This is a genomic window from Streptomyces luteoverticillatus, assembly GCF_003970715.1.
Taxonomy (GTDB): domain Bacteria; phylum Actinomycetota; class Actinomycetes; order Streptomycetales; family Streptomycetaceae; genus Streptomyces; species Streptomyces abikoensis.
Genome location: NZ_CP034587.1, coordinates 5801019 through 5817252, shown reverse-complemented (window position 1 = coordinate 5817252; position 16234 = coordinate 5801019). Strand labels below are relative to the sequence as shown.

Sequence of the window (16234 nt, the reverse complement as noted above, 5' to 3'; positions counted from 1 at the left end):
GATGGGCCGCCTGGCGCGCACCGAAGGGCTGACGGACGTCCAGCGGGAGATTCTCGCCACGGTCCGGGAATTCGTCGACAAAGAGATCATTCCGGTCGCGACCGAGCTGGAGCACCGGGACGAGTACCCCACCCGCATCGTGGAGGGGCTCAAGGAACTCGGGCTCTTCGGGCTGATGATCCCGGAGGAGTACGGGGGCCTGGGTGAGTCCCTTCTCACATACGCCCTGTGCGTCGAGGAGATCGCCCGGGGCTGGATGAGCGTGTCGGGGATCATCAATACGCATTTCATCGTCGCCTACATGCTCAAGCAGCACGGCACCCAGGAGCAGAAGGACCACTTCCTGCCGCGCATGGCGACGGGCGAGGTGCGGGGCGCGTTCTCGATGTCGGAGCCCGGGCTGGGCTCGGATGTGTCGGCGATCACATCCAAGGGGGTGCGCGACGGCGACGAGTACGTACTGACCGGCCAGAAGATGTGGCTGACCAACGGCGGCTCGTCGACGCTGGTGGCGGTCCTGTGCCGGACGGACGAGGGGCACCCCGAGGGCACGGCCCCGCACCGCTCGATGACCACCTTCCTGATCGAGAAGGAGCCCGGTTTCGGCCAGGTCAAGCCGGGACTGACCATCCCCGGCAAGATCGAGAAGATGGGCTACAAGGGGGTCGACACCACCGAGCTGATCATGGACGGGCTGCGCGTCCCGGCGGACCGGGTGCTGGGCGGGGCCACCGGCCGCGGCTTCTACCAGATGATGGACGGCGTCGAGGTCGGCCGGGTGAATGTGGCGGCCCGTGGTTGCGGCGTCGCACAGCGCGCCTTCGAGCTGGGCGTTTCGTACGCACAGCAACGTCACACCTTTGGAAAACCCATCGCGCAGCATCAGGCAATTCAGTTCAAGCTTGCCGAAATGGGGACAAAGGTCGAAGCGGCCCATGCGATGATGGTCAATGCCGCCCGGAAGAAGGACTCGGGGCAGCGCAACGATCTCGAGGCCGGCATGGCGAAGTATCTGGCCTCCGAGTACTGCAAGGAGGTCGTCGAGGACGCGTTCCGCATCCACGGCGGTTACGGATTCTCCAAGGAGTACGAGATCGAGCGGCTCTACCGGGAGGCCCCGATGCTCCTGATCGGCGAGGGCACGGCCGAGATCCAGAAAATGATCATCGGCCGCCGGCTGCTGGAGGAGTACCGGATTCAGGGCTGAGACGGGGGTTGACCGGGGATTAAGTCCCATTTACGGTGAGATGGCGGTGATGGTGCAGAGAAGAAGATCACACCCTGTAGTCGCGGTTCGGCCATCGACTGGCCCTGGCGCTTAGCCAGTTGCCGCCCGCAACCGATAGCATCCCCGGAAAGCCGCCGTCCCCCGATCGTTATGCGGCACCCTCCGCTACGAAGGTCACCCATGCCCCACAGCTCTTCCTCTGCACCTCGCGACAGCCTCCGCGGTGTTCGCCTCGCGCGCGGAGCATCGCCGTGGCTCCTGCCGACCGTCGCCACGGCGGCCGTCAGCCTCACCAAGGCCCGCCGCTCCGGACGCTGGGCTGCGCTGGCCGTACCCACCACCGCTCTCGCGGCCGGCATGCTGTGGTTCTTCCGCGACCCCGATCGTGAGATCGGCCAGGGCCGGGTGATCTCCCCGGCCGACGGCGTGGTGCAGAGCATCATGCCCTGGAAGGACGGACGAACCCGCGTCGCGATCTTCATGAGCCCGCTCAACGTCCACGTCAACCGCGCGCCGCTGGCCGGCACGGTGACGTCGGTCGAGCACATTCCTGGCGGATTCGTGCCGGCCTTCAACAAGGAGAGCGAGAACAACGAGCGTGTCGTCTGGCACTTCGACACGGAGCTCGGTGACATCGAGATGGTCCAGATCGCCGGTGCCGTGGCCCGCCGCATCGTCCCCTACGTGGGGGCGGACACCAAGGTGGAGCAGGGCGATCGGATCGGCCTGATCCGCTTCGGCTCGCGCGTCGACGTCTACCTCCCCGAGGGCGTCGAGGTCGCGGTCGAGGTCGGCCAGGCGACCACGGCAGGGGTGACACGTCTTGACCGTGATTGATCCGGACACACAGGCCGCCTGGGTTCCCGAGGCGGAGGCCGAGGACACGGACCCCATGCCGCTGTCCACCCGGCTGTCGATAGCGGACACCCTCACCCTGGGCAACGCGATCTGCGGCTTCATGGCGGTCTATTTCACCACCACCGGCGTCCTCATCCCCCACCTCACAGGGAACGAGGACGGCGGCATGGCCCGCCACAGCGCGGCCACGGCCGTGATACTGATGCTGCTGGCGTCCGTCTTCGACCTCTTCGACGGGCTCGTGGCACGCAAGCTGCGCAGCTCGGCGATGGGCGCGGAGCTGGACAACCTGTCCGACCTGATCAGCTTCGGCCTGGCGCCCGCGTACTTCGTGGTCGTCTGGGGCATGGTCGCCGACGACGCCCACCAGCGGGTCTCGGCGGTCGCCGCGATCGTGGTGCTGCTCGCGGTCGTCCTGCGGCTGGCGCGCTTCTCGTGCGTGCCGATGCGGGACGGCATCTTCCAGGGCATGCCGAGCCCCTTCGGGGCGCTCACGGTCGTCTCGATCGTGCTGCTGGAGCTGCCCTTCGTGCCGACGCTGCTCGCGATCATGGGTGTGGCGTGGCTGATGGTCAGCCGGGTCGAGTACCCCAAGCCGCGCGGGCCGCTGGCGGTGGCCATGCTCAGCTGGATCGTGCTCAGCATGGGCCTGCTGGCCGCGTGGGCGTTCGACGCGCCCGGCGGTGAGCTCCTCCTCCAGACGGGCTGCGCGCTCCAGGTGGTCCTGGGGGCGGTGATCCCGCTGTTCGCGACGGCGCGGCGGGTGAACACGTTCCGCGACAACCGGCGCGAGGCGCGGGAGGCGGAGACCGCCGCGCGGTAGCGCGTTTCCTCGTACGACGGCGGTGGGGCCGGGCGATCTGCCCGGCCCCACCGCCGTTTGGCGTTCTCCCACCCGCCCACCCGATTGCCCCGCAAAGCGATGCTGGGCAACGGGTGGGCGGGTGGGAGAGGCTCTGACCTCAGCCGAGGTAGTCGCGGGCGATACGAGCGGCGAGACGCTCCAGCAACGGCCCCGCATGGGCCACGCACCGCTCCAGATCCGGCTCCAGCTCCGTGAGGGCATAGGCCCGCTGGATGCCCACACCCGCGAGGGTGGCGGCATCCAAGGAGAGCCGCCCGCACACGGCCACCACCGCCGTACCGCCCGCCGCCCGCGCCACCCCCACGGGCGCCTTGCCGTGGAGGGTCTGCTCGTCGAGCGAGCCCTCCCCCGTGATGACGAGGTCCGCTTCCGCCACGGCCGCGCGGAACCCCAGCACGTCGAGCATCACCTCGATGCCGGGCCGGAAGGCCGCCCCCAGCCCGGCCAGGGCGCCGTAGCCGAGCCCGCCGGCCGCGCCGGCGCCCGGCGCGGCCGCGTGGCGGCCGCCGTCCAGCAGCCACGCGTAGCGGGCGAGGGCCGCGTCCAGCGCGGCCACGTCCGCCGCGCTCGCCCCCTTCTGGGGCCCGTACACCGCCGCCGCCCCGCGCGGGCCGGTGAGCGGGTTGTCGACGTCGCTCGCCAGCACGATCCGGGTCGCGGCCAGGCGGGGATCCAGCCCGGACAGGTCGGCGCGGTCGAGCGCGGCCAGGGCGCCGCCCCCGGGGCCGAGGGGGCGCCCGTCCGCGTCGAGGAAGCGCGCCCCGAGCGCGGCGAGCATGCCCGCCCCGCCGTCGGTGGTGGCGCTGCCGCCGACCCCGAGCACGACGGTGCGGGCGCCCGCGTCGAGGGCGGCGCGGACGAGCTCGCCCGTGCCGTACGTGGTCGCGGTGAGCGGCGCGAGGCGTCCGGGCGGCAGCAGCCGCAGCCCGGACGCCTCGGCCATCTCGACCACGGCGGTGCCGCCGTCGCCGCTCAGGGCGTACGCGGCCGTGACCGGCCGCCCCGAGGGCCCGGTCACCGTCGCCTCACGGCGCCCGTAGCCGGCCGCCAGGGCGGCGGCGACCGTCCCGTCGCCGCCGTCCGCGACCGGCAGCGCCACGGGCACCACCCCCGGCGCCGCCCGCCGCAGCCCGGCGGCCACGTGCCGGGCCACCTCCACGGCGGTCAGCGATCCCTTGAACTTGTCCGCGGCGATCAGTACGCGTGTCGGTTCCGCCACCGTGCCGTCCTCGCTTCCCCGGCCCGGAGGCCGTACGGGTCGTCGCGCCGCGGCGACCCTACCGGGGTCAGGAGGTGGCGGGAATCTCCTGGGGATAGAACTGGCGCGCCCAGTGGCGGAAGGGGCCTATGGGGCCGTCGGCGTCGTTGAGGCCCGGATGGGGCAGATATGCCTTGTGATGCCAGATAGGCAGATCAGTCTGTGCGTCGTGCATCGTCCAACTGTTCATCCCGAAGCCCAAGGCACGCTCGATGCCGCGGCGCAACGGCGCGGGGACGCGGGAACCAGGCCCGGTGACGACGTGCGCGGCGCACCAGTACCGCATGCGCCCCGGACCTGTGGGGGTGGCGAGCAACCATTGCGCGGCCTTCATCCGCAGAGGCAAGGTGTCGAACACGATGAGCGCGGCGCCGAGCCCGACAAAATGAAGAACGATCTCCTGTGCGATGACGAAGGAGAGGAGGCCGCGGCCCACTCGGTACTTCATGGAATAGAACGGCCCGTCTCCACAGGGCTGCTCCAGCACATCGACGTATTGGAGACCGTGAATCTCGACAGCGTGCCGGTAGTCGACGAGGTTCTCCACGACTTCCTGTGGATGCCCAGCCAGCTCCGTCATCCGGAACGCACTCGGCCGAGCCGTCTCCGGGAAGTCGGGCACCTGCCAGGTCGGAGACATACCGTCGGCAGAGTGCCACACCCACACGATGCCATGCTTCTCGCGCACCGGGAGAAGGTCCAGCGAGACTTTCGGCGGCGTCCCATAAGGTGTGCGCACACACGAACCGTCGGTGTCGAAGGAAAACCCGTGAAATGGGCAGACCAGCAGTTCTCCGTCGATTCGGCCACCGGCGCCCAAATGAGCGCCGAGATGGGGGCAGTAAGGCCGCGTGACCTTCAGCCTTCCCCTGCGGGTCCGGTAGACGACGATGTCGGACCCCATGAAGGGAACGGCGCGGACCTGCCCCGTCCGCCATTCCTTGGAGAATCCCACACAGAACCACCCCGTGGGGTACGGGAGGGATTCCAGGTGGTTCTCGTTCGCTGCGGTCGCCGAGAAATTGGACTTGTATTCGCGCGCACGCATGGTCATCTCCGTCCACTCGATGTCGGCGGTTGTCGGCGCTGACGGTTCAGGGGGTGAGAAAACCGGAGGTGCGCCGGTAGCGGAGGGTGGTCTCCTGCCAGCGGAAATATCCGGAGATGCCTTCCTCCAACATCCGTACGCCCCGCAGCACGGGCTCCTTGGCCCGGCAGTGCGGGTCCTCCGGCAGGTCCACCAGCTCCCGCAGGCGTTCCGCGACTCTCACGAAGTCCCGCAGGCGCTGCTCCACCATGTGTCCTGCCTGGTCCGCGGCGTCCTGCAAGGACAGGCCGCGGGTCTCACGCAGCACGAGGACCAGATTGTGGGGGTTTCGGTAGTGCAGGTCCTTACGGACGGTGAAGGTGTCGTTGGACCACAGCCACAATTCGCTGGCGAAGGCGCGCAGTTCACCGTAGAGGCTGTGCCGCAACATGTCGGGGACGTCCACTCCCTGGAGCCCCTCGATCATGTCGATGGAAGAGCGCGTCGCCCCGCACACCCGGCGCAGCCGCAAATACGAGTCCAGGTCGGGGACGGCTTCGGCGGCCCGGTTCCGCGTCTCGGCAGCCATGGCTCGCAGGTACATCCGGAATGACACCGGGAAGCGACGTCGCACGTTGTCGGAGGCACAGGCGTGGAAGTCGCGCCAGAGATCCGCCAGCGCCCGGGCCAGCGGGAAGGTGAGGGTGTCGTCGAGGCGTCCGGGGCTGTCCACCACAGCACGGTCGACCTGGTCGAGGGCGTCGGCGAACGCGGCCGGGTCGCGGCCGAGCGGGCCGTCGTCGAAGATGTCGTCCCAGAGGAACAGCCAAATGATCCATTTCGCCAGGATGACCGCTCCTTCGCGGTCCGAGCGCGGGCACCAGAGCGCGGAGAACATGCCGCACTGCATGTCGGTGAGGCGCTGGACAGCCGCCGGCGTACGGTCCAGACCGTACTCGTGCGCCCAGTGGACGGCAGCCTTTTCCGCGTACTCGTGATGAGGGTTGAGCACGACGGGAAATGGGATCTCGTATCGGGGAACCCGATATTCCTTGAGGGCCAGTTGATCGCTCTCAAACGATTCGGAAAACAGTAGGGACTTGCTCAAGCGTCTCCCCTTCCGACCGAAACCCGAACTCCGTTGACCGGCTTGGCACATGATTCTTTGCTGCCCTCACCTCACGCCCCACAAACGACGGGCGGTCACGTCCGAGCGCGCACTGGGGCGCGGAGCGCATCCGTGACGGACCAGCAAAGATCAATGGCCGGGGACGCGCCCCCTCACATCGCTCAGGCGCCTTTGCGCCGTCCACCGTGGCGGGACCTCACAACCCGCGCCGTCGGTCCCGGTCCGCATAGGCCGCGATTGCCTCGCCGAAATGATGATGGTCGAAATCCGGCCAATAGACCGGCGTGAAGTAGAACTCCGCATATGCCGTCTGCCATGGCATGAATCCGGACAGCCGGCTCTCCCCCGACGTCCGGATCAAAAGATCGACATCCGGCTGTCCCGCGGTGCACAGGAAGTCCGCCAGCCGCTGCTCAGTGAACTCCCCGACGAGCGAGCCCTCGGCGTAGGCGCTGATGAGCGCCTGAGCCGCAGCGACGATTTCCCGCCGTCCGTCGTACGCGACCGCCACCGTCAGCCGGGCTCCCGGCGCCATGGCGGAATCCCGCTCCACGGCCCGGAGCGCCGCCGCCTGCTCCTGGTGCGGGAGGTACTCAAGGGATCCGACGACCCTGATCGGCCAGCGGGCCTCCGCGGCCATCCCGCGCAGCCCCTCCGTGATCGCCTCCACGATCTGGTCGACCACCTTGGGCTCCCGGCAGAGGTTGTCCCGGGACAGCGCCCAGACCGTCACGAAGGGAATGCCCAGATCATCGCACCAGCCCAGCAGCTCGCGGACCCGGTCGGCCCCCGCCCGGTAGGCGTCGGCCAGAGGCAGGCCGTGCCGTTCCGCCCAGCGGCGGTTGCCGTCGAGGATGACCGCCAGATGCCGGGGCACCTTGCCCACGTGGCCGTGCGGGCGGGAAGACCAAGGATGCGTTTCGGGCAGCATGACCGCTCCCCCAGCTCGAACATCGGATGGCTTATTTCTCCTTTCATCCTGACATCGCACGAACAGGGCGCCAGGGCGCGGCAGGAGGGCGCACGGACGCAGGACCGGCGTACCGCACACCCCATGGGGAACCCGTAAGGGCCGGGGGGCTCACGCGCGTCGCACACGCTCTTGGGGGAACCGCCGCACTCCCCCCGGGCCCGGGCGGCGTGCCAGCGCCACCGACCGGGGCGTTCCCGGCCATAGTGGGGCGTCATGAGCACCGAGCACACGGAGCGCGCGGAGGCCCCGGACGCGCCCCTCGTCGCCATCGGCATGGCCGCGGTCCTGGCCGTCGTGGCCTGGGCCGCGCTGGCCGGGAAGTCCTTCGACCGGGTCTCGACGTCGGCCCTGGGCTGGGTGCTGTCCAATTTCGCCTGGCTGTTCGTGATCGCGGCCGATGTGTTCCTCGCGCTGTGCGTGGTGATCGCCTTCAGCCGGTACGGCCGGATCCGGCTGGGCGCGGACGACTCGACGCCCGAGTTCGGCAATCTGGCGTGGATCGCGATGATGTTCAGCGCCGGCATGGGCATCGGGCTGATGTTCTACGGCGTCGGCGAGCCGCTCCAGCACTTCGTCTCCCCGCCCCCGGGCAGCGGGGTGGCGACGGACTCCCCCGCCGCCGCGCGCACGGCCCTGGAGTACTCGTTCTTCCACTGGACGCTCCACCCGTGGGCCATCTACGGCACGGCCGGGCTCGCGCTCGCCTACGCCGGCTTCCGCAAGGGCCGGGGGAACCGGCTCAGTTCGGTGTTCGTCCCCCTGCTCGGCAAGGAGCGGGCGGACGGCTGGCCGGGGCGGGTCGTCGACCTCCTCGCGGTCTTCGCGACCGTCTTCGGCACGGCGACCAGCCTGGGCCTGGGCGCCCTCCAGGTGTCCAAGGGCCTGAACATCACGGCCGGGGTGAAGGACACCACCGCCCTCGAACTCGTCATCATCGCGGTGCTGTCGGCCGCCTTCGTCCTCTCCGCCTTCTCCGGGCTCCACAAGGGCGTCAAATGGCTCAGCACGCTCAACATCGTGCTCGCGGCCGTCCTGATGCTGTTCGTCTTCCTGCTCGGGCCGACCGTGTTCATCCTCAACACGATCCCGGCCGCCACGGGCGGCTATCTCCACGACCTGCTCACGCTCGCCACCCGCACCGGCGCCTTCACCGACTCCCAGTGGCTGGGCGCGTGGACGATCTTCTACTGGGCGTGGTGGCTGTCGTGGGCGCCGTTCGTCGGCACGTTCATCGCCCGGATCTCCCACGGCCGGACGGTCCGCCAGTTCCTCGTCGGAGTACTGCTGGTGCCCAGCGGGGCGACGGTGGTGTGGTTCTGCGTCATGGGCGGCAGCGCGCTGCGCCTGGACCTCACCGGGACCGCCGACATGGCGGGCACCGTCAAGGAGGGCGCGGAGGCCTCCCTGTTCGCCCTGCTGGACACCCTCCCGCTGGCCACGCTCACCTCGTGGATCGCGATGGCGCTGGTGATGACGTACTTCATCACCAGCGCGGACTCCGCGTCCCTGGTGATGGGCTCGCTCTCCAGCCGGGGCGCCCTCCATCCGCGCACCTGGCTGGTGGTGGTGTGGGGCGTGCTGATGGCCGCGGTGGCGGCGGTGCTGCTGGTGGCGGGCGGGCTGAAGTCCCTCCAGTCGGCGACGATCCTGGTGGCGCTGCCCTTCGTGGTGGTGATGCTGGCCGTGTGCTGGGCGCTGCTGTCCGAGCTGCGGACGGACCCGGGCGCCGGCCCCGCGCCGCACCACGCCCTCCACGGGCTGCGGGACGCCCTGCGGACGATGGTCGGCGAGGCCGTCACCGAGCACGGCCCGGTACGCCACCACCGGCTGCGCCGGCTCGCGGAGAGCACACGGGACCGGGACGAGGAGGGACCGGGCGGGACCGCCGGGCCCTCCTGACCGGGGCGTCGGGGCGCCGCGACGCCGGGAAAACCCGCGTGCCGCCGCGCCCCGGCGCACGTACGCTCACGCCATGACAGACGCACGGCCTCTCGTGGCGATCCTCAGCGGCGCCGGCATCTCCACCGACTCCGGCATCCCCGACTACCGGGGTCCGGGCGGCCTGTGGCGGCGGGACCCGGAGGCCGAGAAGCTCGTGACGTACGAGTACTACATGGCGGATCCCGAGATCCGTCGCCGGTCCTGGCGGATGCGGCGGGACGCGCCGACACTGACCGCCCGGCCGAACGCCGCGCACGAGGCGGTGGTCCGCCTGGAACGGTCCGGCACCCCCGTGCGCGTCATCACCCAGAACGTCGACGGACTGCACCAGATGGCGGGCATGCCGGAGCGCAAGGTCCTCGAACTGCACGGCACGGCGCGGGCGGTGGTGTGCACGCGGTGCCACGCGCGGTCCGGCATGACGGAGGCGCTGGCGCGGGTCGCGGCCGGCGACCCCGACCCGGCGTGCGAGGCGTGCGGCGGGATCCTGAAGTCGGCGACGGTCATGTTCGGCGAGGGCCTGGACCCGGCGGTGCTGGGCCAGGCGGTGGCCGTCGCCAAGGCCTGCGAGGTGTTCATCGCGGTCGGTACGACCCTCAAGGTGCACCCCGCCGCCTCCCTCGCCGGTCTCGCGGCCGACCACGGCGCCCGGCTGATCATCGTCAACGCCGAGCCCACGCCGTACGACGACCGCGCCGACGAGATCGTGCGCGAACCGATCGGCACCGCGTTGCCGGCGCTACTGGCCCGGCTGGGCGGTACCGCCCCGTAAGCCGGGCGCCCCGTAAGGGGCGCGGGGAACTGCGCGACAAGCCTCCACCGGCCCGCGGGTGACCGGACCGCGATTCCGGCGGACCGCTCAGAACAGCCGCTCCGGACCGCTCTCGTGCGCCAGCAGCCGCCGCTTGCGCTCCAGCCCACCGCCATACCCCGTCAGATCACCACCGGCACCGACGACCCGATGGCAGGGGACGATGATTCCCACGGGGTTCTTCCCGTTGGCGAGGCCGACGGCCCGCGCGGCGCCCGGGGCGCCGAGGCGCTCGGCGAGCTCGCCGTAGGAGACGGTCCGCCCGTAGGGGATCCGCCGGAGCTCCTCCCAGACGCGGCGCTGGAAGGGGGTGCCCTCCAGGCGCAGAGGGAGGTCGAATCCGGTGCGTTCGCCCGCGAAGTACGCGGTCAGCTGGCGGATCGCCTCGGGGAACGGCCCGTCGGGGTCGAGGGGTTCGTCCGCCCGGCCGCCGAAGCTCTCCTGGGGAGGCCGGTGCCGCTGGCCGGTCATGTAGAGGCCGGAGAGGACGCCGTCGGTGGCGACGAGCGTGAGGGGGCCGTAGGGGCTGTCGACGACGGTGTGAACGCGGTTCATGGTGGGCATGGTGAGGTCTCCTCGCGCGGGCGGGGCGTCAGGCGGGCATGCGGGTGGTGGCGTGGTCGTCGGCCGACCACAGGTACTGCACGGCGTACGCGCGCCAGGGCCGCCAGGCCGCGGCGTGCCGGGTCAGCGCGGCGGGGGTCGCGGGCAGTCCGGTCCGGGCGGCCGCGCGGCGTACGCCGAGGTCGGTGGCGGGGAAGGCGTCGGGGTCGCCGAGGGCGCGCATCGCGATGATCTCGGCCGTCCAGGGCCCGATGCCGGGCAGCGCGGCGAGCCGCGCGCGGGCGCGCGAGCGGTCGCTGCCGACGCCGAGGGCGAGTTCGCCTCTCGCGAGCTCCTGGACGGTGCGGACGAGCGTGGCCCGGCGGCCGGCGGGCATGGCCAGGGCGGCGGGGTCGAGGGCGGCGAGCGCCTCGGTGGAGGGGAAGAGGTGGGTGAGCCCGGCGCCGGGGCCGCCCTCGGGCGGGGTGACGGGTTCGCCGTGCGCGGCGACGAGCCGTGCGGCGAGGGTGCGGGCGGCGGCGGTCGACACCTGCTGGCCCAGCACGGCCCGGATGGCGAACTCCTCGCCGTCCACCGTGCGCGGGACGCGGCGGCCGGGGGCGGCGTCGACGAGGGGCGCGAGCGCGGGGTCGGCGCGCAGCCGTTCGTCGACGGCCTCGGGGTCGGCGTCGAGGTCGAGGAGTCCGCGGCAGCGGCTGATGGCGCCGGCCAGGTCGCGCAGGTCGGTGAGGGCGAGCCGGCAGTCGATGTGGCCGGGCCGGGGGGCGAGCGCGACCGTGCCCTGCCCGTGGGGGAGGCGCAGGGTGCGGTGGTACGCGCCGTCGCGCCACTCCTCCACGCCGGGGACGGCGGTGGCGGCGAGCATCCCGAAGAGGTTCTCGGGGCACAGGGGTGCCCGGAAGGGCAGGCGCAGCGCCAGGGTGCCGGGGGTGGCGGGGCCCCTGCCGCGCGCGGCGCGGGCGCGCAGGTCGGTGGGGGTGAGCGCGAAGACCTCGCGGACGGTCTCGTTGAAGGTGCGCAGGGCGGAGAAGCCGGCGGCGAAGGCGACGTCGGCCATGGGCAGGTCGCTGGTCTCGATCAGGACGCGGGCGGTCTGGGCGCGCTGGGCCCGGGCGAGGGCGAGGGGTCCGGCGCCGAGCTCGGCGAGCAGCCGGCGTTCTATCTGGCGGGTGCTGTAGCCGAGGCGGCCGGCGAGGCCGCCGACGCCTTCGCGGTCGACCGTGCCGTCGGCGATGAGGCGCATGGCGCGGGCGACGAGGTCGGCGCGTTCGTTCCACTGGGGCGAGCCGGGGGCGGCGTCGGGCCGGCAGCGTTTGCAGGCTCGGAAGCCGGCCTGCTGGGCGGCGGCCGCGCTGGGGTAGAAGGTCATGTTCCGTTCCTTCGGCGGCACTACGGGGCAGCTGGGGCGGCAGTAGACGCGTGTGGTGAGGACGGCGGTGAAGAACCAGCCGTCGAAGCGCGCGTCCTTGGAGTGGACGGCCCGTACGCAGCGGTCGAAGTCGGTGTGCATGCCTCCAGGGTCGATCTTTCAAGGGCCCCGGCGCTCGCGGAAATCCGACATCAAGGTCGCCGGGCCGCCGGACCCTTCTGTCAATAGTGGTTGACAGCCACCTCGTGTCATCCTAGGTTGACAGCATGGCCGGAACCGAAGCGACGGAATCCAACGACGCGGTGGGCACCACCGAAGCCGCGATGAGCCCGGACCCCCGGGTGGGGCTGCGGGCCGTCGCCGCGCTGCGGCGGCTGGTCGAGCGGCTGGAGGCGCTCCAGGTCGACAGCGCGCGGCGGCAGGGCTGGTCCTGGGAGGAGATCGGGGGCGCCCTCGGGGTCAGCAGGCAGGCGGTCCACAAGAAGCACGCCAGGAGGTAGACAGGCATGTTCGAACGATTCACCAAGGACGCGCGCACCGCGGTCGTCGACTCCCAGGAGGAGGCACGCGCGCTGGGGCACGCGCGGATCGGCACGGAACACCTGCTGGTGGCGGTCGCCGGCCGCACCGGCGCGCCGGCCGCCGCCACCCTGGCCCGCTTCGGCGTCACCGCCGAGGGCTGCCGTGCCGCCTTCGACCCGGCACCGGCGGCCTCGGACGGCCACTTCGACGAGGACGACGCGGAGGCGCTGCGCGCCTTCGGCATCGATCTCGACGCGGTGCGCGACCAGGCGGAGCGGGCGTTCGGCCCCGGCGCGCTGGACGCGCCGCCGCCGGCACTCGAACCGGCGGGACGGCGGCTGCTCGGGCTGGGCCGCAACCCCGCCGGACTCGTGGGCCACATCCCCTTCGCGCCCCGCGCCAAGAAGGCCCTGGAGAGGTCACTGCGTGAGGCGCGGACCCTGAAAAGCAATCACATAGGCCTCGAACACGTCCTGCTGGGCGTGCTCGGCTGCGACGACGAGACGACGGCGGACTACTTCCGGCGCCTCGGCGTGGAGCCCGCGGCGCTGCGCGCCGGGGTGCTGGCCGACCTGGGACGGGCCGCGTAGCACGCGCCGGGACGGGCGACGGCGGGGCACCGGCTTTACGGTCCGGGTAGTTGCGTTCGGATCAGTCGGTCGTTGGGCTGGGCGTGCCGATGACCGACGCGCGGCAGGCCGCGCGCCCCGATCCGTTGTTCCCGGAGCGTACTTCGCACGTGGCCCCGGTTTTCCGGTCGCCCGTCACCCGCATACTGCTGGCCAGCGACGGTCTGACCACCGTCCTGCTCCAGGCGCTCACACAAGCGCACCTCACCCCCTGGGTGGACGGCGTCGAGACGACGCCGGGGCGGCATGTGGAGCCGGCCGCACGCGGGTTGCTGGCCCTGGCGGCGGACGACGAGTGCCTGGTGCGCCGCACCCGGCTGGTCACCCGCGCCGGTGAGGTGGTGTCGGTCAACGTCGTGGTGGCGCGGGCCGGTACGGACGGACGGGTCGACGCGGCGATGCGGGACCGTACGCGCCCCATCGGGTTCGCGTTCACCGCGGCGGGCCTGCCGATGAACCGCCGGATCAGCCGGACCGGCCTGACACCCTGGCCCCAGGAACCGGCCACGCGTTGCGCGTTCAAGGACTACACACTGAACGCCGCCGACCGGCCGTGGGCCTACATCCGCGAACTGTTCAGCCCCTGGGTCGTGCCACCCGAGACGCACACCGAGGAAGCCGCTGCGGCGACGGGGGCCTGGGAGCGTGTCTGAGATGTTCCCCGACGCCCTGCTCGACGCGCTCGCCACGGGCGGCTCCCGCGTCGCCGTCCTCGACGGGACCGCCGCCCATTCCTACGCCGAGCTGGACCACTGGTCCTCCTCGCTGGCCGCCACGTTGCGCCCGCCGCCGGACGCTCCGGAGGACCGCGACGCCCCGGAGGACCGCGACACCCCGGGCGACTGCGCCGCGATCCTCCTGCCCAACGGCGGCTCCTGGCTCGCCGCGTATCTCGCCGTCCACAAGGCGGGCATGGCGGTGGCGCCGGTGAACGCCGTGCTCACCGACCACGAGATCGCCCGCGTGCTGGAACACGTCCGCCCCCGGGCGGTGCTGACCGGCCCCGAACGGTCGGACGACATCACGGAGCTGTGCGCCCGGCGGGGGCTGCGCGTGGACGTGATCGCGGTGCCGCCGGAGCCACGGCTCGCGAGCGGTGCGCGCGCGGCGGCGGGGGCCGTGGAGCGGCGGTCCGGAGCGGACGCCCCTTGCCTGATCACGCATACGTCGGGTTCGACGGGCGCCTGCCGTCCCATGGTCCAGACGGGGCGGGCGCTCCACCTCTCGACCGGCTTCTGGCACAGCCGGCACCGCGAGCCCGATGACGTGGTGGCCGTTCCCATCCCCCTCGCGCACACCTACGGCCATCTCGCGGCGATCTCCACCCTCCTGGCCGGGGCGACGCTGCTGATCTCCTCCCGTGCCTTCGAGCCCGCCCGGTGGCTGGAGGAGCTCGCCACGCGCGACGTCACCGTCGTCGAAGCGGTGCCGACCGTCTACCGCGGGCTGCTGGAGGCCGCCGGCCCGCGATGGCGGCCGGCCGCTCTGCGGCGCTGCCTGAGCGCGGGGCAGGGGACGCCCGCCGGCCTGCGCCGCGACTGGCACCGACGCACCGGCGTGGAGTTGCTGCAGAGCTGGGGGATGACCGAACTCGCCGGCGCGGGGCTGAGCCCCACCGCCGACTCCTGCCGGGACAGCGCCGGCGTCCCGGTCCCGGGCCTGGAGGTTCGCGTCGTCGACCGACAGGCCCCCGGCCGCCCGGCGCCGGCCGGCACGGCCGGCGAGCTGTGGGTGCGGGGCCCGCAGGTCACCCCCGGCTGCCGGACCGGATCCCGGCAGCCGACCCCGGTCACGGACGACGACGGCTGGCTGCGCACCGGCGATCTGGTGCTCCGCGACGAGCACGGCTGCGTCCGCGTCGTCGGGCGCTCCAAGGACACCATCATGACCGGCGGGTACAGCGTGCAGCCCGCCGAGATCGAGGACGTGCTGCGCGCGCACCCCCGGGTCGAGGACGCCGCCGTGATCGGCCGGGCCGATCACCGGCGGGGCGAGGTCCCGCACGCCGTGATCGTCCCCCGGCCGGGCGGCCGGCCGGACGCCGAGGAACTGCTCGGCCACTGCCGCGGCCTGCTCGCCCGGTACAAGGTGCCCCGCTCCGTCGACTTCGCCGAGCGGCTGCCGCTCTCGGCCACCGGAAAACTCGACCGTGCCGCACTGCGCGTCCGCTACGGCGTACCCGAGCGGGAGGACATGCCCCATGCCGACGTCTGACGGAACCGGTGGGCGCGTCGCCGGAGACCCGCCCGTCGTCGTCATCACCGGCGCCACCGGCGGGCTCGGTGCGGCCATCGCCACCGCCTGTGCCGAACGGGGTTTCCCGCTGGCTCTCGTCGCGCGCACCCGCCCGGCGCTCGAGCGCCTCGCCGCGGCGCTGCCCACACGGCCGGGCGTTCCGGTCACCCCGGTGTGCGCCGATGTCAGCGACATGGCGGCGGCGGCCGACGCCATGCGGCGGATCCATGCCGAGCTCGGCCGTATCGACGTCCTCGTCGACAACGCCGGCGTGGAAGGCCCCATCGGCCTCACCTGGGAGATCCCCGTCGAACAGTGGTGGGAGGCGGTGCGCGTCAACACCCTGAGCACCATCGCCACCGTGCACGCCGTGCTCCCGCTGATGATCGGTCAGGGCGGCGGGCGTGTCATCAGCATCAGCAGCGCCGCGGGACGGCACCGCTGGCCCACGTTGTCCTCCTACTCCGTCGCCAAGGCCGCCGGCATCACGTTCATCGAGAACATCGCCAGCGAGGCCCGCCCCCACGACGTCCTGGCCTTCAGCCTCCACCCGGGGATCGTGGCGACCGGACTCACCCTGAGCGCGCTGGACGAGATCGACTCCGCCGACCCCTGGCGCCGGCGCCGCGCCCGCTGGATCCGTGAGCAGATCGAGGCCGGACGATCCGTTCCGCTCCCCCGGGCGGTCGACGCCCTCCTCGGACTGGCCACGGGCCCGGCCGCGGCGCTGTCCGGCCGCTACCTGACCGTCGAGGACGTCCACGCCGCCGTGGGCCCGCCCCCGACGGAGCGGGCGGAGGAGCCTGTCCGGCAGCGTTGAGGCGA

At 72.1% G+C, this 16234-nt stretch carries 16 protein-coding genes and 2 pseudogenes; 12 read left to right on the top strand and 6 right to left on the bottom strand.

Going from position 1 to position 16234, the window contains the following annotated elements; translation table 11 throughout:
• Window position 1: 1 nt before the first annotated feature.
• The 3 genes from EKH77_RS25990 to pssA all read left to right on the top strand — a co-directional run bounded on the left by EKH77_RS25990 (window position 2) and on the right by pssA (window position 2909).
• Complete coding sequence (locus EKH77_RS25990; protein ID WP_126916712.1) at window positions 2–1207, top strand: acyl-CoA dehydrogenase family protein; 1206 nt, start codon at window positions 2–4, stop codon at window positions 1205–1207.
• Window positions 1208–1408: 201 nt separating this feature from the next.
• A complete protein-coding gene (locus tag EKH77_RS25985) occupies window positions 1409–2065 on the top strand; it encodes a phosphatidylserine decarboxylase (RefSeq protein ID WP_126916711.1) in 657 nt (218 codons plus the stop codon).
• Window positions 2052–2909 (top strand): CDP-diacylglycerol--serine O-phosphatidyltransferase, encoded by an 858-nt coding sequence (pssA, locus tag EKH77_RS25980; RefSeq protein WP_206279923.1) that lies wholly within the window; start codon window positions 2052–2054, stop codon window positions 2907–2909. The genes EKH77_RS25985 and pssA overlap by 14 nt, the downstream gene beginning before the upstream one ends.
• A gap of 139 nt (window positions 2910–3048) precedes the next feature.
• On the opposite strand, the gene EKH77_RS25975 is transcribed toward pssA, so the two are convergent.
• From EKH77_RS25975 to uppS, 4 genes are all read right to left on the bottom strand, one after another.
• Window positions 3049–4170 (bottom strand): glycerate kinase, encoded by a 1122-nt coding sequence (locus tag EKH77_RS25975; protein WP_126916710.1) that lies wholly within the window; start codon window positions 4168–4170, stop codon window positions 3049–3051.
• 67 nt (window positions 4171–4237) lie between these two features.
• On the bottom strand, window positions 4238–5257 hold the full coding sequence (locus tag EKH77_RS25970; protein ID WP_164737860.1) for an aromatic ring-hydroxylating oxygenase subunit alpha: 1020 nt from the start codon (window positions 5255–5257) through the stop codon (window positions 4238–4240).
• Between the two features lie 46 nt (window positions 5258–5303).
• Window positions 5304–6248: a terpene synthase family protein gene (locus EKH77_RS25965; RefSeq protein WP_126916708.1), complete on the bottom strand. Its 945-nt coding sequence runs from the start codon at window positions 6246–6248 to the stop codon at window positions 5304–5306.
• Between the two features lie 313 nt (window positions 6249–6561).
• Window positions 6562–7296 carry a polyprenyl diphosphate synthase gene (gene uppS, locus EKH77_RS25960; RefSeq protein ID WP_126916707.1) on the bottom strand — a complete coding sequence of 245 codons (735 nt, stop codon included), beginning with the start codon at window positions 7294–7296 and terminating at the stop codon, window positions 6562–6564.
• A gap of 255 nt (window positions 7297–7551) precedes the next feature.
• Here uppS and EKH77_RS25955 point away from each other — a divergent pair, with 255 nt between their 5' ends.
• Entirely contained in the window at window positions 7552–9237 is a 1686-nt protein-coding gene (locus tag EKH77_RS25955) for a BCCT family transporter (protein ID WP_126916706.1), read from the top strand.
• Window positions 9238–9310: 73 nt separating this feature from the next.
• A complete protein-coding gene (locus tag EKH77_RS25950; RefSeq protein ID WP_126916705.1) occupies window positions 9311–10051 on the top strand; it encodes an SIR2 family NAD-dependent protein deacylase in 741 nt (246 codons plus the stop codon).
• An 87-nt stretch (window positions 10052–10138) separates the two neighbouring features.
• Here EKH77_RS25950 and EKH77_RS25945 read toward each other — a convergent pair whose 3' ends face one another.
• Together EKH77_RS25945 and EKH77_RS25940 are read right to left on the bottom strand one after the other, a co-directional pair.
• Window positions 10139–10645: a methylated-DNA--[protein]-cysteine S-methyltransferase gene (locus tag EKH77_RS25945; protein WP_126916704.1), complete on the bottom strand. Its 507-nt coding sequence runs from the start codon at window positions 10643–10645 to the stop codon at window positions 10139–10141.
• 37 nt (window positions 10646–10682) lie between these two features.
• Window positions 10683–12164, bottom strand: coding sequence for a DNA-3-methyladenine glycosylase 2 family protein (locus EKH77_RS25940; RefSeq protein WP_126916703.1), 1482 nt, complete (start codon window positions 12162–12164; stop codon window positions 10683–10685).
• Window positions 12165–12289: 125 nt separating this feature from the next.
• Here EKH77_RS25940 and EKH77_RS25935 point away from each other — a divergent pair, with 125 nt between their 5' ends.
• The 7 genes and pseudogenes from EKH77_RS25935 to EKH77_RS25915 all read left to right on the top strand — a co-directional run bounded on the left by EKH77_RS25935 (window position 12290) and on the right by EKH77_RS25915 (window position 16229).
• Complete coding sequence (locus tag EKH77_RS25935) at window positions 12290–12523, top strand: hypothetical protein (protein ID WP_126916702.1); 234 nt, start codon at window positions 12290–12292, stop codon at window positions 12521–12523.
• A gap of 6 nt (window positions 12524–12529) precedes the next feature.
• A pseudogene (locus EKH77_RS33985) lies at window positions 12530–12700 on the top strand (Clp protease N-terminal domain-containing protein); the annotation flags it as partial.
• A 216-nt stretch (window positions 12701–12916) separates the two neighbouring features.
• Window positions 12917–13031: pseudogene (locus tag EKH77_RS34825) on the top strand (Clp protease N-terminal domain-containing protein); the annotation flags it as partial.
• Window positions 13028–13135 (top strand): hypothetical protein, encoded by a 108-nt coding sequence (locus EKH77_RS34820; RefSeq protein WP_430981036.1) that lies wholly within the window; start codon window positions 13028–13030, stop codon window positions 13133–13135. The pseudogene EKH77_RS34825 and the gene EKH77_RS34820, both read left to right, overlap by 4 nt.
• A 149-nt stretch (window positions 13136–13284) precedes the next feature.
• Window positions 13285–13827, top strand: a complete 543-nt coding sequence (locus EKH77_RS25925; protein WP_126916700.1) for a hypothetical protein — start codon at window positions 13285–13287, stop codon at window positions 13825–13827.
• A gap of 1 nt (window position 13828) precedes the next feature.
• Complete coding sequence (locus EKH77_RS25920; protein ID WP_240667801.1) at window positions 13829–15388, top strand: class I adenylate-forming enzyme family protein; 1560 nt, start codon at window positions 13829–13831, stop codon at window positions 15386–15388.
• Window positions 15375–16229, top strand: a complete 855-nt coding sequence (locus EKH77_RS25915; RefSeq protein WP_126916698.1) for an SDR family NAD(P)-dependent oxidoreductase — start codon at window positions 15375–15377, stop codon at window positions 16227–16229. Before EKH77_RS25920 ends, EKH77_RS25915 begins: the two co-directional genes overlap by 14 nt.
• Window positions 16230–16234: the final 5 nt, after the last annotated feature.